General features: G+C 34.0%; 5 protein-coding genes and 1 pseudogene. All 6 read right to left on the bottom strand.

Features of this window, described 5'->3' with window-relative positions:
* Positions 1-165: 165 nt before the first annotated feature.
* Positions 166-5,847, bottom strand: coding sequence for a cohesin domain-containing protein (locus EHE19_RS01810; protein WP_190530457.1), 5,682 nt, complete (start codon positions 5,845-5,847; stop codon positions 166-168).
* Between the two features lie 785 nt (positions 5,848-6,632).
* Positions 6,633-6,713: pseudogene (locus tag EHE19_RS20100) on the bottom strand (dockerin type I domain-containing protein); the annotation flags it as partial.
* A gap of 487 nt (positions 6,714-7,200) precedes the next feature.
* Positions 7,201-9,357 carry a glycoside hydrolase family 48 protein gene (locus EHE19_RS01800; protein ID WP_137699058.1) on the bottom strand — a complete coding sequence of 719 codons (2,157 nt, stop codon included), beginning with the start codon at positions 9,355-9,357 and terminating at the stop codon, positions 7,201-7,203.
* Positions 9,358-9,560: 203 nt separating this feature from the next.
* Positions 9,561-15,083 (bottom strand): cohesin domain-containing protein, encoded by a 5,523-nt coding sequence (locus tag EHE19_RS01795; RefSeq protein ID WP_171003656.1) that lies wholly within the window; start codon positions 15,081-15,083, stop codon positions 9,561-9,563.
* An 817-nt stretch (positions 15,084-15,900) separates the two neighbouring features.
* Positions 15,901-17,562, bottom strand: a complete 1,662-nt coding sequence (locus EHE19_RS01790; protein WP_137699057.1) for a cellulase family glycosylhydrolase — start codon at positions 17,560-17,562, stop codon at positions 15,901-15,903.
* A gap of 479 nt (positions 17,563-18,041) precedes the next feature.
* Positions 18,042-18,209, bottom strand: a complete 168-nt coding sequence (locus EHE19_RS20095) for a dockerin type I domain-containing protein (RefSeq protein ID WP_137699062.1) — start codon at positions 18,207-18,209, stop codon at positions 18,042-18,044.
* Positions 18,210-18,307 lie beyond the last annotated feature (98 nt).

Here is an 18,307-nt window from a genome sequence, read left to right as displayed (position 1 = left end):
CTTTGCTGGTTTTTCCCAGTAAAGGGGGTTTATATAATTAATCTAACTGTTGGAGGTCTTCTCATAACTTCACGCTCGCGGTCATTATTTATAGAATTTAACATTACCTCTCATTTAAGTTTTCAGCTGATATTCTTTAATGCCGCTAAGCAACTATTATTACATTTAATTAATTATTATTAATCCATCTTCTCTTATAACATTATTAATCTTAGAAAAAACAGCATCACCAAAAGCTCCGCCCTCTTCAAGGATGATAGGTACTGTTGTACCATGACCGCCTATAATCTTAAACGTTACACTTGCAAAAATACCATCCTCTTTAATCAATTCATCACCTATGGTATTATCAAGGAATACAAAACTGATTTTCCCCTTAGCAGCATCAACTCTACTAGAAAAGTTAATGGCTGAAGATTTAACTATTGGACCTGCATTTACTGATACCACTTCTACCTTAGAAGGGTCATATACTAAATAGAAATTGCATGTTCCAATATTGCCTGCATTAACAACCTTTGTAAAGATTATTGGTATAGTAACTGTTTGACCTATATAACCTTGTGCCATTCCTGCGCTTACTTTAAGAGGAAGATCTAAGCCTGAATCAATTACATTTAAATTCAAATTTGAATTGTTTGCTATACCAAAATCAAATATAAGTGTCTTTAAACCTAATTGCAGCGTATCAATATAACTTTTAAGTATCGTTACTGTATTTCCCGATACTGTATAGTCAACACCCTCTGTTAACCCTACAATTCCTTTAAAAGTATTTCCATTTGGAGTAATATTCACAAATAAGCTTGTAAAATTATATTTATCTACTGTAGCAAGATTAGGACTTATAGATGGTATTCCTGGCTTAACATTTATATTAAATACAGGATTATTGACACCAATGCCAAAATCAAAAGTCAATTCTTTTGTTCCAATTTCAAGGCTATCCACATAACTCTTAAGTATTGTTACTTTATTTCCAGCTACTGTGTAGTCAATTCCCTTTGTTAACCCCACAATTCCTTTAAAAGTGTTTCCATTTGGAGTAATATTGACACTTATGTCTGTAAAAGCATTTATATACATATTCTTATTAGTAGGAGATATCGATGGTGTTCCTTTTTTTATTTCTATCTCAAGCACAGGATCTTTATCACTGTAGACAAAATCAAAAGTTAATTCCTTTATTCCAACATTTAGACTGTTTAAGTAATCCTTTGATATTGTTACAGTATTTCCTGATACTATATAATCAGTACCATACAACAAAAGTGGAATTCCAAAGAAGTCATCTCCATTTGGAATAAGAGTTATTTGTAAGTTATCGGTACTGCCTAATACAAAAGATGCAGTTGAAGGATTAATTTTATACTCAGGACTAGTAGTGCGTATTACAGTAACACTTCCACTTATTTTATTTATTGGCATCATGTTAAGATTTGGACCACCAATAGTTCCGATTTCCTGAATTGTAACAGGCGTTGTAATTTTAGGTTCAGAAGGATTCTTGAGCTTAAAGTTAATATTTGCAAACACACCATCTGTGTTAATCAATTCACTTCCTGCTGTGTTATCAAGAAACAAGAAGCTAATAACTCCATCTGTTGTATTAATATAACTATTGAAATTATCATTTGCATTTGTAACTATAGAACCAGGCTCTACTGATATTGCTTCTAACAAATTAGCATCATAAGCCACTTTGAAATCACAAAACTCTATATTACCTAATTGTGCTACATTTTCAAAGCTAATAGGCACTGATACTACTTCACCCTCATTACCAGTTACGTCTCCAATTGATATCTTGAGTTTGCTGGTATTATCTATAGTAACGCTTCCATTGGTAAAAGTAATGGAGTTTATTTTTGCCATATTTTCATTTCCAAAAGCTCCACCTTGTCTAAATACTAAAGGTGCTGTTGTTCCTGAAGTTCCCAATATCTTAAATGTTATATTAGCTAATACTCCATCGGTTGTGATAATTTCATCGCCTATAGTATAATCTAAAAATACAAATGATATAAAACCATTATTAGCATTAATTAATGAAGAGAAGTTTGTAATAGGGTTTGTAATAATATCACCCGGTTCTACTGACACTGCTTTTAAAAGATTCTTATCATAGTCCACATAGAAGTTAAAGGTTCCAACATTATTAACATCCTTCACATGTGAAAGTGTGATTGGTACTGTTACAATATCACCCTCAATACCTGTTACATTTCCGACTTTCACATCTAGCGGGAACCGTTCCCCTATTACTGGATATATTGTTAAAACAGGATTGACTTGCATACCAAAATCAAAGGTAAGTTCCTTTGTTTCCAACGACAGTTTAGCCAAATAATTTGTTAGTATTGTTACACTATTACCTGATACGGTATAGTCAGTACCCTCTGTTAATCCAATAATTCCATAAAAGGTATTTCCATTTGGAGCAATATTTATATCTAAGTTTGTAAGATCATCTATAAATACATACCTATAATTAGGATATATAGCTGGTGTTCCTGCATTAACTGTTATTTCTAAAACAGGATTTTTCTCACCAATGCCAAAATCAAAAGTTAGTTTGAATATTCCCACTTCAAGACTTCTCAGATAGCTATCACGTATTGTTACAGTATTTCCTGACACAGTATAATCAGTTCCCTGCCTCAATCCAGAAATGCCATTGAAAGTATTACCGTTTGGAGTAAGAGTTATTTTAAGGCTATCTGTACTGCCTATTACAAAAGATGTATTTGAAGGGTTTATTTGAGACTCAACAACAGTTGTGCGTATGATAGTAACACTGCCATTTGTTTTATTTATTGCAATTTGATTAAGATTTAGTCCAGTAAAATCTCCAATTTCTTTAATTTCTACTGGTGTTATGACTTCAGCTGCAGAAGGAGTCTTTAACCTAAAGTTAATATTAGCAAATACTCCATCTTCGCTAATGGATTGGCTATCTTCTGTTGAATTAATGAATAAGCTGATAACTCCACTAGCTGCACTGATATCAGCTGTAAAGTCAACTCCTGCATTAGTAACTATAGAGCCTGGCTCTACTGAAACTGCTTCTAGCAAATTAGAATCATAACCCACTTTAAAATCACAAGCCATGACATTATTCATTTCAGTTACATTATCAAAGCTAATAGGTACACTTACTATTTCACCCTCTTGTCCAGTTACCTTTCCAGCTGATACATTAAGTATAATAGTTTTATATATCATAATACTTCCATTGTGAAAGTCAATATCTCTTATTTTAGCAAAATTCCAATCTCCAAAAACTCCACCATCATTAAATACTATCGGAATTGAGGTACCTACAGCTTTTAACACCTTAAATGTCATGTTCATTATTATACCATCGGATAAAATAAGTTCATCTCCGATTGTATTATCTAGAAATACAGCTGAGATTTTACCAGTATTTGAATCAATTCTGCTAGAAAAGTTTACATTGGGATTTATAATAACATTACCTGGTTCAACAGATACTGCTTCAAGTAAAGTTTTGTCATATCCCACGTAGATGTTAAAGGTTCCTACTCCTCCTACATTTCTAACACCTGAAATAGTAATAGGAACAGTTACAATGTCTCCTGGCGCACCATAAACAGTTCCAATTCCTACAGTTGTAGGACAAGCTAACATCTCAGTAGTTAGTTTCAAAGTAGGATTTACTTCCAAACCAAAATCAAAGGTAAGCATCTTTGTACCTGTTGGTAATTTATTAAGATAACTTTTAAGTAATGTTACTGTATCTCCTGATACTATATAGTCCACTCCCTTAGTCAGCCCGCTTATACCCTTAAATACATTTCCGTTTGGAGTAAGAGTTACTATTATGTCAGATGCTGATCCATAAATGTAGGATGCACTTGTCGGAGTTATTTTGGGTGCTTCTATTTCAGGACTTTTTATAGTAATGCTGCCATTGATTGTATTCGCACCACTACCAAATTCTAATGGCTTAAATTCCAATGGTGTTGTAGTTGCAATGGCGTCATTTTTTATTTTAAAAGTAATTAAAGCGAAATCTCCATCTGTTTTAATCAACTCATTACCTATAGTGTAATCTAGGAAAACAAGACTAATTAAACCCTTGCTTGATTCAATTTTACTCGAAAAATTTATTGCAGGATTTGTTACTATAGAACCTGGTACTACTGATATTGCTTCCAATAAAGTATTATCATACCCTATGAGAAAATCGCCCATACCTACATAGCCAGCTTCTGCTACATTTTCAAATGAAACTGGTATGGTTACTGATTCACCTGGTAATCCCACAGCCGTTCCAATTATTGCATCAAAGCTAGGCTTTGGTCTTGTATCCTTAATTGTTAATGTAAGTTTTGGATTTTTTGCTGCACCAAAATCAAAGGTAAGTTCCTTTGTACCTTTTGGCAAAGTATTAAGATACTCCTTTAGTATTGTTACTGTATTACCAGAAATTGTATAGTCAGTTCCATTTGTTAATCCAGTGATTCCATTGAAAGTATATCCGCTAGACTCTACTGTTACTATAACATCTTCAGGTGCTCCTTTATCAAATGTGGCAGATGAAGGAGATATTGCTGCATAGTCAGGAATCGTTATAACAACACTGCCATTATATGTATTCGCCATTGATTCAATACTACCAGGCATAGCATATGCCTTTTCATCAAATTTTACTGGCGTTGTAATAGCTGGTGCAGTAGACTTTATTCTAAAAGTCATCTGGGCAAAATCACCATCTGATTCAATCATCTCATCACCTATAGTGACATCTAGGAATATAAAACTAATTTGACCTTTGCTTGAATCTATTTTTGTTGCAAAGTTACTTACTGGATTTGGTACAATAGAACCTGGTGCTATTGATACTGCTTCTAACAAGGTATTATCATAGCTTATGTAAAAATAAAGAGATCCTATTTTACTTGCCCTTGCTACATTTTCAAATGTAATAGGTACTGTTACTGTATCTCCTGGTAAACCCGTAGCCGTTCCAATTTTTGCGTCAAAAAGAACCTTTGGAGTGGTATCCTTAACCGTTAATGTAAGTTCTGGATTATTTGTTTCGCCAAAATCAAAGGTAAGCTTTATATTTCCAATTGGTAAGCTGTTAAGATATTCTTCTTTTAGAGTAACAATGTTTCCTGATAATGAGTATTCCTCTCCCTCTGTCAGTCCAACTATTCCTTTAAATGCATTCCCAAATGGTAATAGAGTTATTGTTACATCTGAAGATGTATACTTGTCATATGTAAAAACTGTAGGTGTTATTGTTGAAGTACTGATATTAGTTACACCGCCATATATGAGAACTCCTTTCATATAAGCGGAAATTTTATCGTTGTCACCATATGTATTTAAAGTCATAAATGAATAGTCATTTGACATATCATAATTTGTCCAGTCATTTCTTGCCACTCTGGTTTGGATTTCAATATAGCCTCCCGCTGAAAGAGTTCCAGCATCATCTTTGAAACCTACTTCAAAATATGAATCGGCTTTTGCGACAGCAGGGCTTAATTTGCCAAATGTACCTGTTACCTTATCAGTAACACCAGTGTACGTCCATCCATTTAACATACCTGCATGATCACAAAAGAAATTCTGTGGCGTATCAGAATCTGCAGTGTAATAATATCTTAATTTCAAATCTGCTAAGTCTATACTTGAACTTCCGTTATTAATCACCTTAAAATTAGCATTTATCGTATTACTTGATGTTGATGCATTTCCATTATTATTAAACAATATTTGTAAATCACCTGCTGTTTGTGCATACAATCTTGGAGTAAAAACAGATAATGCCATTAATAGTGCAATTAAGCAAAGTATCTTCTTTTTTAACATTACTAAAACCTCCTAATAGTTATTTTGTCTGGTAATACCACTTTCTTTACTTTTAATCAGCTTTTTATCACCTCACATTTTTTGTATTTGATACCTACTTAAATTTTCTGAAGCTTAGTAACTGTTTTGACATGCTGAAAAATAAAAGCTACTTACCCAACTTTTCCACATAAAAGTCTATAAGTGTTCAAGCTTATCAATGGTTTGCTTAAAATAATTCACAAAATTATCTATTCTTTCATTTGAGAAGCTGAATACCCGTAATTTTTAAATGAGAAAGCTGATTTATTTGTTTTAAATTAATATAATTAAAAGTAAATTAAGTTTACTAAACATAATAAATCTTAAGTGTCACAAAAATTGTTCATAGAATCACATTTAATTGTTTAATATTGAAATCAAAATAGTCCGGCTATCAAACTCAATTGCTGCCAATTAAGTTAACTTAAAATCTATAATCTAATCTGGAAATGACAAAGTAAGCGTAATATGTATAATAGATAACTATAGTCGACTAAAGCAAGTAAACAATAAGTAAAATTAATATTATTTAGTAAAATAATTATATCTTCTAATAGTTATATGCGTTTGTATTTTTCTTTTTAATATGGTAATATAATACATTATTTTAAATATACAGATTAATTATGGGTAAATCCAACTATTTATACGGATATTGTTTTATCTTTCCTAATATTATTTACCTAAAATATCTGGTTCCGCACAACAGCCGCAAGCTATGCGCTCACGGCTGATATTTTGGACAACTCTTTATTAAAAATCTCTTACAATTTCTTAGTTAGAAGATAAATCTTCAACTTTGCATAATCAAGTGCATCTATTTTGCCGTCATAGTTTGTGTCAGCATTTTCTTTCCTACTGCAATGCTATTGCGGTAGTACTTTAGAGGTTCGTCGGCAAGAAAGTTGTAGAATATATGCGGAAACAACAGCTCGAAAAAAACTTTATTCTTCACTTATATACATGCGTTAGTAAACTCCCCTTTAGTTAGCCTGATTTAACTTTTTTGTTAGTATATACTTTTGATCACTAGTGTGATTCATCTTCACTGGACACTTCCGCACAAAAAAAAGCTGTAGAACTGAAAAACTCTATTCTACAGCTTTTATCATCATTAAACTTAAACATTACTTTCGCAGTTGGAAATTGCAGGCAGATGAGAATTACCAATGAAAAGTTGAGTTATAAATAATTGCATGAATTAGACCATTACTAATTTCTTGCAATTACCTCAGCAGCAAATCAATGCTAATTCTCCTGCATAAATAAAATTTCATGTACGAAAGTTTATTTAATTATACTAGACAAAAATCCATTTATAATTATCTAGAATTATTGCCCAGTTAATAGATATATCTTTAGCCTTGCATAATCTAATGCATCGATATATCCATCCTTGTTCATATCAGCATTTTCCTTATTTATAGCAGTTGAATTATTTAAAATGTACATCTTTAAAATCGCAAAATCTATAGCATCAATATTTCCATCTGAGTTCACATCACCTAATGTAACATTAACAGACTCTGGGAATAGCATAGCATAAATACCATTTGCTATCGCAAATTCACTCTGAGCCCAGAAACGGTGATATCTCATGGTTGGAACATCTCCGCCATTTAAATATGCCTCAACTTTTGGCCAATCAGGATCCTGTTTGTATTTTGAACGAATGTCTATGAACCTGATACCTGGTTTAATTGCATCACCATTAGGCATTTTACCTGAGAATGTTGATGGAACATATACTTCCTGATTAAAGCGGCTATAATCTGTACGAGGCTCTGGTACACAAATACCCTTTTCATCCTGATAGTTGTTCCACATACCGTCTAACAGCTTCTGAGCACTAACTCTTGAGGTTTCATCCCCTGATGCTTTAGCATAATAGGTTAAGGCGTTTGCAAGCGAAGATGCAACTCCAAGGTCAGTACCATAATTAACTATTGATACGTGTAAATTTGGATTTCCAGTATACTGCCCATTCCATGTATCAGGCTGACCTTCCCAATCAATTGTATTAGGAATCTGGAAGGTTCCATCTGCATTAAATATTATTACAGAATTAACCCATTTTGCCCATTTATCTAATAGAGCCCTTACTCTTTCATCTTTAGTGCGATAATAGTATTCAGCTATACGCTGCATTGACCATGCTTGCATTCCCATCCATGTATTACTGCCTGGATCAGCATATACAGGGTTTTCTACATAACCCATACCATAGAATGTAGATGTTCCTGCTGGCCATGTCTCGTAACGACCATTATATGAGTTACTAGCTCCACCTGCTATAGCACCCTCAGCAGATTGAAGCCACTGATAGAATTCTAACTGCCTGTCTAAGCTTTTACCCCAATCTGTAGCACTATTTGCTGCCTTTGGTTTGAAATCAGAATCTGATGATAATACCCAAGCAGCAAATGGGTTTTGATACCCAAAGTGATTATGGCTGCATCCTATTATCCACGACCAATCGGCTTCAACTCCGCCTCCCCATGCATAGTACCAAGATAACAAGTAATGACAAGCATCATATCCTGTACCTGCTGTTGAAGAAGCCCCAATCTTTCTGAAATACTTATCAAACATTGCATATCTTAAATAGTCACCCATTTTTGATGCTTTAGAAACGTAGGTCTTTATATCAGCACCTCTTTCCTTAGCCCATACATTTGCCCAATAAGTAGCCTGAATTGCACGAGCATCAGCATCAGGAGCATTTGTATATTTAAATTGCTTTGAATATGAACTATCTCCTGTAAAGAGGTTTAAATAACCGTTCGGTCCTCCAAACTTCATCGCATCCCAGCATGGCTGAGGAATAGTTTCCCATGTGGATTCCTGTTCACCTCTTTGGAAGGTGTTTATATATGAATTCTTTGAAGTTCCATCGCCTCTATTTCCAAAGCCATACCAGTTATCTACGTCTAAAAGCCAGTGCATACCGTAGATCATACTGGTTCCATAAGCACTTTTTAATCCAGAAGATATTGGGTCCTTACCTACAGGGGCACTTGAATCCAACTGTGCTGGATACTTGCTGGGATCCTGCCATTCTGGCGCATAAGTCGCAGGCTTGTTAGGATCATATCTGCTCATAGCAGAATTAGGTTGATCTTGAGAAGATGGAATTATATACTTTTCAGCAATATCCCATGATTTTTTAAAGCCCGAAAAATCTCCTGTAAACTTACCATTTACTGCTTCTAGCCACATATAATAGCTGAATGCTTCACTTGTGGTAACATGTCCATAGTCAGGGGCCTCAACCATCAGTGTTTCAATTGAATGATACGGAACGCCATCAGGACTAAAATACCCATTTGAGGTATCTTTCAGCTTTTTATACATAGTTTCGAAGCGGCTTTTATACTCTTCATTTACAGGATCATCAACAGCTGAATATGTACTTGAAGAAGTAATTATTGATAAGGACATTGCGCCAACTAAGGCAATTGCTCCAAACCTCTTTAGCTCTTTTTTCATAGAAACAAGCCATCCTTTCTATTTTGTTTTTTAGGCTGCTGCATAACTTAACTGCTCACCTTTTTTACTTTATATAAGTTGAGTCAAAATGTTATGCAGCAGCCCTCTTCCTTTAAATCACATTCACGTCCACATATAGCATTACTCCACTAATCTACCAGCATGGACTGCCTCCTCATGTAAATCAACTATCATATTAAAGACTAATTTACGCTGCCTTCAATGTAAGTTACTTCAGCCAGCTTACTGAAATTACCATCACCAAAAGCTCCACCCTCTTTAAAGTTTAAAACAGTATTCGAACTGTCAATTACTTTGAAGGTGATTGTAGCCAATACACCATCTGTAGTAATTAGTTCATTGCCTATAGAGTTATCCAAGAAAAGAAAGCTTATTGTGCCATTATTAATACTGCTTGAGAAATTTACTGCTGCATTTTTTACTATAGAGCCAGCAATTACCTTTTGAGCCTCAAGTTTTTTGTTATCATAGCTTATATAGAAATTGCATGTTCCAACATTACCAACCTTGCTTACATTTGCTAAGGTAATTGGTATTGTTATTGTATCCCCAACATTACCTGAAGCCTTTCCTATTATTACACCTAGTCCTTTAATAGTAGGAGTTGTGTCTACTATCGTCAATGTAATTACAGGATTGCTATCTGTTCCAAAATCAAATGTAAGTGCTTTTGTACCAACAGCTAAGGTTGATAAGTAGTTCTTTGATATTGTTACTGTGTTTGCTGATACTGTGTAGTCAGTTCCATTAGTTAAGCCTGTAATACCTTTAAAAGTATTTCCATTAGCTGTATATGTAACTACTACATCTGCAGGAGCATATTTGTCAAATGTTGCAGTAACAGGACTGATTGTTGCAGGTTCAGGTTTTGTATCTACTACATTAATTGTCAATACAGGATTATTTTCTAATCCGAAATCGAATACTATCTCCTTTGTTCCAACAGCAAGAGTTGACAGATACTTCACTGAGAATATTACTTGATTTTTTGATAAAGAATAATCTACATTCTTTGTCAATCCTGTAATTCCCTTAAGTGTATTCCCGTTATAGGTTAATGTTACTGTAACGTCTGCTGGCGCTTTTTTATCAAAGGTTACAGAAGTAGGATTAACTGATGGAATCCCAGGTTTTGTATCTACTACTGTTATTTTCAGTACAGGATTATTTTCTAATCCAAAATCAAATACTATCTCATTTGTTCCTACAGCAAGAGTTGACAGATATTTTACTGAGAATATTACTTGATTTTTTGATAAAGAATAATCTACATTCTTTGTTAATCCAGTAATTCCCTTAAGTGTATTACCGTTATAGGTTAATGTTACTGTCACATCTGCTGGCGCGCTTTTGTCAAAGGTTACAGAAGTAGGAGTAACTGATGGATCTTTAGGTAATGAATCTATTATATTTAATGTCAAAACTGGATTTTTACTTCCTACACCAAAATCAAATATAAGCTCATTTTTACCTACAGGAAGAGTTGAAAGATAGTTCTTTGATATTGTCAGCCTATTATTTATTAAAGTATAGTCAGTACCTATTGTTAATCCAGTAATACCTTTAAAATTGTTACCATTAAAGGTCAAACTTACTACTATATCTGATGGAGCCGCTTTGTTAAAGGTTGTTGCAGTAGGAGTAATTGATGGATTAGTATCTTTTATTACAACACATCCATTTGTATATATAGCATCCTTTATCTTAGTCCAATCTGCATTACCAAAGGTTCCAGACTTGAATTCTACTGGTATTGTACCAGGCAATGCATCTTCATTTACCTTAAACTCAATATTTACAAAATCACCATCAGCCTCAATTAATCCAGTTTCTGTGGCTGTTATGTAGATAATGCTGATTGTACCGTTATCATTAATATTATAGAAGAAGTTATCAGCCTCATTTGGAACTATTGAACCTGAAGTTACTGCTGTTGCTTCAAGTATGCTAGCATCGTATGATAATACTATATTACCAACTCCTACTTTGCCTACCTTTGCTACATCTGATAGACTAATAGGAACCTTAATTGTTTCTCCTGCCTTACAGGTTACAGATGCTATTGTTGCATTCAAAGTACCAGTAATTTCAGTAACTGTTATTGTTAATACAGGATTCTTTGCTACACCAAAATCAAAGGTAAGAACTTTTGTTCCTGCTGCAAGGCTATTTAAGTAACTCTTCAGTATAGTCACAGTGTCTCCTGTTACTGTATAGTCTGTGCCTGCTGTCAAGCCTGTAATACCCTTGAAAGTATTTCCGTTAGGTGTAAGTTCAACCTTTAAGTCACCTGCTGTTCCTTTGATAATTGCTGCTGTTTCAACACTTATCTTTGGATCTTGTGCAATTACCTTATTTATCTCAACACTTCCATCAAACAAGTTAACTGTTGTTAACTTAGCCATTGAACCATCGCCAAATGCTCCGCCTGCTTTAAATGCCACAGGTGTAACAACCTCTTGTGTTGTATCCTTAATCTTAAAGTCAATATATGCAAATACACCATCTTCAGTAATCAACTCACTGCCTATTGTATTATCGAGGAATAGGAAGCTTATTGAACCATCCTTATTAATACCATTTGAGAAGTTTACAGCTGCATTTTTTATAATTGGGCCTGCATAAACTTTTGAAACTTCCAGCAAGCTATCATCATAAGACACATAGAAGTTACATGTTCCTACATTATTTACTTTTGCAACATTTGCAAAGCTGATTGGAACTGTAACAGTGTCTCCTGATTTTCCTGCTGCTGTGCCTATTGTTACATTCAAGTTTTTGGTATCAGCTGGCGTAATTGTTAATGTCAATACTGCACTTCCTGCTGTCCCAAAGTCAAAGGTAAGTGCTTTTGTTCCTTCTGCAAGGCTGTTGAGATAGCTCTTAAGTATTGTTACAGTGTTACCTGATACAGTGTAATCAGTTCCTTCTTTTAAGCCGGTAATACCATTGAAGGTGCTTCCGTTAAGTGTAAGTGTTACATTTATATCAGATGCTGTGCCCTGTACAAAGGATTTTGACGTAGGACTGATTGTAGGCTTATTGTCGTTCATGTTTATTTCAACACTACCGTCAATAAATACCACTGTTGAAAGCTTTGACATTGTACCATCGCCAAAGGCTCCTCCTGTCGTAAATGCTACAGGTGTTGCAATTTGTTTAGTTGTATCCTTAATCTTAAAGTCAATATTGGCGAACACACCATCTTCAGTAATCAACTCACTGCCTATTGTATTGTCAAGGAATAGTAAGCTGATTGATCCATCCTTATTAGTACCACTTGAGAAGTTCACTGCTGCATTTTTTACAATTGGACCTGCTGTTACTGTTGAAACCTCCAGCAAGCTGCTATCATAAGTCACGTAGAAATTACAAGTTCCCACATTATTCACTTTCGCGACATTTGTAAAGCTAATTGGAACTGTAACTGTTTCTCCTGATTTTCCTGCTGCTGTTCCTATTGTTACATTCAGGTTCTTAGTATCAGGTGGTGTAATTGTTAATGTCAATACTGCACTTCCTGCTGTCCCAAAGTCAAAGGTTAGTGCTTTTGTTCCTTCTCCAAGGCTATTTAAATAACTCTTGAGTATTGTTACAGTTGTTCCTGATACAGTGTAGTCAGTTCCTTCTTTTAGGCCGGTTATACCCTTGAAGGTACCTCCGTTAGGTGTAAGTGTTACTTTTAAATCAGATGCTGTACCCTGTACAAAGGATTTTGAAGCAGGGCTGATTGATGGCTTGGCAATCATGTTTATTTCAACACTACCGTCATTTAAGACAACTGTTGTAATCTTAGTCATTGTTCCATCGCCGAATGCTCCGCCTGCCTTAAATGCTATAGGTGTCTCAACTTCTTTTGTTGTGTTCTTTATCTTAAAGGTAATATAAGCAAATATACCATCTGTTTTAATCAATTCATTACCTAAAGTATTATCAAGGAATAAGAAACTGATTGAACCATCGCTATTAATACTACTTGCGAAGTTTACTCCTGCATTTGTTACTATTGGACCAGCTTTTACTTCTACAGCTTCTAATAGGCTAGTATCATAGGTTGCATAGAAGTTACATGTTCCTACATTTCCTACTTTTGATACATTTGCAAAGCTAACTGGTACTGTTACTGTATCTCCTGATTTACCAGCTGCTGTTCCAATTGTTACATTCAGGTTCTTAGTATCAGGTGGTGTAATTGTTAATGTCAATACTGCACTTCCTGCTGTCCCAAAATCAAAGGTAAGAGTTTTTGTTCCAGCTGCAAGGCTATTGAGATAACTCTTAAGTATAGTTACAGTACTTCCTGACACTGTATAATTTGTACCTTCTGACAAGCCAGTAATACCTTTAAATGAACTAGCATCAGACAGGGTTACCTTTAAATCTGAACTAGTGCCTTGTACAAATGATTTTGATGTAGGAGTGATTGTCGGTCCAGAAATTGGGCCATTTATTGAAACAGCACCATCTATTAAGTTAACTGGATCCAATTTTTTCATATCTCCATCACCGAAGGCTCCACCTGCCTTAAATGCTATAGGCGTTGTAACCTCCTTTGTTGTATCCTTTATTTTGAAGGTAATATTGGCAAATACACCATCTTCCTTAATTAACTCGCTGCCTATAGTATTATCTAGGAATAGGAAGCTTATTGAGCCATTATTAATACTGCTTGAGAAGTTAACACCAGCATTTTTCACTATTGGACCTGCTGTTACTTCTGTAGCTTCCAATAAGCTTGTATCATAAGTTGCATAGAAATTACAGGTTCCTACGCTTCCTACTTTAGATACATTAGAAAAGCTTACAGGTACTGTTACTGTTGCACCGGACTTTCCTGATGCTGTACCAATTGTAACCGATAAATTATTATTATTAACAGGTAATACTGTTATGTTTAATTTTGGATTATTTGATACACCAAAGTCAAAAGTCAGAGATTTTGTTCCTGCTGTAAGACTATTAAGATAACTCTTAAGTATTGTTACAGTAGTACCAGATACTGTATAATTTGTACCCTGTGTTAATCCTGTTATCCCCTTGAAGGTATTACCATTAGGTGTTAGAGTTACTTTTATATCTGATGCACTACCTTGTGTAAATGATGCTGTTGAAGGGCTAATTGTTGGATCCTTCTGTTCACCACCAGGTATTGGTTCTTTACCATATACTAGTTCTGAACCTATATATGCAGTTATTTGATTCCAATCTGCATATTCGCCTAATGCTTTATATGAGTAGTCATTAGACTGATTATAATTGCTCCAATCATTTCTAGCCACTCTGCTCTGTATCTCAACTGTTCCTCCAGGTGATAAGCTTCCTCCACCTGAAAAACCTATTTCAAAATAAGTATCTGCAGTTGATGTTGTTGTGCTCATCTTTACAAATTTACTTGTTACATTACTTGTAACAGCAGAATAATTTCCGTTATTAATCAAAGCCGCATGGTCACACCAAAAAGTTTGAGCTGTATCAGAATCTGCAGTATAATAATACCTTAACTTTATATCTGTTAAGTTAACTGCTTGATTACCACTATTAGTAACTTTAATTCTTGCATTTATCGTATTAGACGTAGTTGCTGAATTACCGTTATTAAACTGTACTGATAAGCTTGTACTTGCTGCAAAAGTATTGATTGCAGATGCAAATATTGTTATTAACATGCATAGCACCATAAGACAAGATAATATTTTTCTCCGCATAGTGTACCTCCCTGTTGTTTTTATGTGTATGAAAACCAAACATTTCGCCATTTGTATCTTTTAGGCTTTTCTCATGTATTCAGTCGTTCACAATCCATTACAGTTATTTGAAAGGCTTTTATCAAATAAACTTTTAGTAATTAAAGATTGATAACTAGCTGAATTATAATTTCACCCCCTTAATATAATTTTGGCTAGTTGGTTTTTCATAACTACTAAATTTTATTTAGCTTTTATTTAAGTAAAATATGTAACCACTTACATATTTTTACTTATGCTGATATATATATGCGTTGGAAAAATTTACCTTGCGATGGTCAAATTTATATTTTTTTATAATTTTGTAAATATTTTCTAATTTAATTTACATCAGTAAATATTTCCTCTTTAGCTTTTACTTCAACTAATCTTATATTTAGTTAAATTTAGTTAACTTTAACTCGCTGTGCTTATTTGAACTTAGCTCGCTGATAAATTACTAGGAGTATACAATTTAAATAAGTTTATACGGGAGTACCAGTAAGCCAATACTATAGTTTACCCCGTGAGGTTCATGAATTAATTAGCTAACGCATTAATTTATCTCGTTATGCTAGTTTACTTTAACCTAAATTCGCAGGTAACTACCTATTCCTTTCTCTGGTACGCAGGTACAACTTAGATAAATGGGCTTTTTGGTAATTTCCCGTACTAGACTTATACTAGCAAATGTGCTCTAGCTTCGCTGGACGCACGTAACAAAAAAAGATACACAAGCACTAACCTGTGTATCCTATAATTTAATATATATAATAAAGATATTTATTTTATTTATAGTCTAGTTGTTTAACAGCAATACTTTTAACTTTGCAAAGTCAATTGCATCTATACTGCCATCATCGTTCATATCAGCATTCTTTAAATTAATTTTTACAGTAATGCCTAATAAGTGCTGCTTTAATACTGCAAAGTCAATGGCATCAATAGTACCATCCTCATTTACATCACCAATATTAACAATTGGATCTGGATCTTGAGGATCTTCTGGCTCTTCAGGGTCCTGAGGATCTACTGGGTCTTCTGGATCTGGTGTATTATAATACTCACCTAGAGAGATTCCATTTTTACCAAGAGGTATTACATGGTCAAGTCCGATGAACTTACCTGATTTTGTTTGCCATAATGCAGGCTTTAAGAGTCCATACTTCTCCATATCCCATGTTGACCAATCGTTTCCGATTAATCCTCCAGTATCACCTGAATTAGGATTTATGCACCAAAACGTGTGATGAATACGATTGTCAATCATATAATCTCTTAAAAGTGTCATCCATTTTTGGTTCTTGCCTTTATCCATGTGTCCTCCCCACTCACCTATGAGAAGAGGAGCTATTCCCTGGTCATTAATATATGCCCAAGTATCATACCAATAGTCGTCTAATAATGTTTGTGTTGTAAAGTCTTTTTCAAACCATGATTGTGCATATACTGATGGACCATAGTCATGTGGAGAGTATACAATCTGACTGTTTAGAGGACCTAAATCAATAGGATAGTCCTTTACACCTCTTAAGTTACCACCCCACCATGCTCCATACCATGGAGAAGCGTCACCAGATGCTCCAAAAATATCAGGAGTATCAAATGTATAACCTTTTTCAGTCTTTGGATATTGCTCAATACCTTCAATCATTATTAACAGTTTTGGATTTTTTGCAAGTACTGCCTTTGCACATTTCTCAGCAGCATACTTCCAGTTATTCTCATCTGTAGAATTATCCCATTTAGCAATATCAGAAGGACACTTATTTCCTGTATATCCACGTTTACCGTGTGGTTCATTTTTTAAATCAAATGCCAAAATAGTATCATCATTTTTATACTTATCAGCAAGCCAAGCCAAAGTATCTATCCACATATCAGTAGTAACTACTCCTGCTGTAGATGTACTTTTTCCATACCATAATTCATAGTTATGTCCTGAATTGTTAGCATCTGGACTATGTACATCTATCATTACTTTTATTCCAAGTTCTTTACAATATCCAATTATGTAATCAAATATCTCCATACTGTTTTTTACATCATCAGTTGTAGGATCATAAAAATCTGGATTACAAACATGATAAGGTGGATTATTACTAGCAGTTACACTGGAAACTGGATTTGGCTTGCCTTTCATCCAGCTATATAATAATTCCGTAGAAATAGGAATTCTTAAAAATCCTATTCCTTTATCTGCTACACTTGTTAAAATATCTTTAACGTCATACCAAGCGCCATGAAATACATTTTCACTACAGTTAAAGCCAAACCAGTTAGCACCTGTCAGCCAAACCTCATTGCCATACATATCATATATCTTATTCCCCACGCAATGAAGCCAGTCATCATTATTGCTATCAACTGCATTAACATTAGTTCCTAAACTTGTTAAACAAATAGTAGAAGTTAAAGCAAGTGCAGTAAATAGCGATATAATTTTTTTCCCTTTTTTCATAGAATCATTCCCTCCAAAAGTAATTGAAAATTATAAAGTATTACAATCACTAACAATAAGCAGCATAATAGTGCGCATACAAATTAATTTTTTATTAAAAGCCTCCTTTCTTAGAAAGAGTATAATTATGCTTCCTATGTTAATCAAAACTTGAATTTTAGTGGTTCACTGAACACATTCTCTTTCAATTTCTGTTTCAATTTCAAATGTGATAAGTAAGAACCAATTGTATATGATGATAATAATTATGTCTATGCTTCATAAATGTACAAATTCCACTAAAGTTCAGCATATAAAGCTGTTCTTATGCTATTTTGTCTAATAACATTTGGCACAATATACCTAATTTAAGTTTACCCTATATAGCATAACAATTCAAGTTCAAAATACATATTTTTGTAGAAATACTAAATATTTTGCATGTTTTCAGTATTATATGTTAAATAAATTTGAATTATGACATAACCATATATCCATGCTTAATGTCCTTCAACAGGAAAAACAGTGATATCTTTTAATAGATACCTTTTTATCAAAGCATAATCCAGCGCATTAACAGAATCATCCCCATTTACATCTGCTGACCTTAAATCTTTTATTAATGATGTATCCTGTGTTAATAGGAATTTTTTTAGAAGTGCAAAAATAAATCTTGTAAAGCATTTTTAACCATTCTTAATTTCGTTAGGGCTGTTGCACAGCAGTTCTTAATCATTATGTATCTATTAATAATAAATCAGAATAC

Origin of the sequence: Ruminiclostridium herbifermentans (genome assembly GCF_005473905.2) — a bacterium.
GTDB classification, from domain to species: Bacteria; Bacillota; Clostridia; order Acetivibrionales; family DSM-1351; genus Ruminiclostridium; species Ruminiclostridium herbifermentans.
This window is presented reverse-complemented; position numbering and strand designations above follow the sequence as displayed.

Coding starts and splice junctions, on each gene's coding strand:
- EHE19_RS01810 (WP_190530457.1), bottom strand. CDS start 5,847: ATGTTAAAAAAGAAGATACTTTGCTTAATTGCACTATTAATGGCATTA.
- EHE19_RS01800 (WP_137699058.1), bottom strand. CDS start 9,357: ATGAAAAAAGAGCTAAAGAGGTTTGGAGCAATTGCCTTAGTTGGCGCA.
- EHE19_RS01795 (WP_171003656.1), bottom strand. CDS start 15,083: ATGCGGAGAAAAATATTATCTTGTCTTATGGTGCTATGCATGTTAATA.
- EHE19_RS01790 (WP_137699057.1), bottom strand. CDS start 17,562: ATGAAAAAAGGGAAAAAAATTATATCGCTATTTACTGCACTTGCTTTA.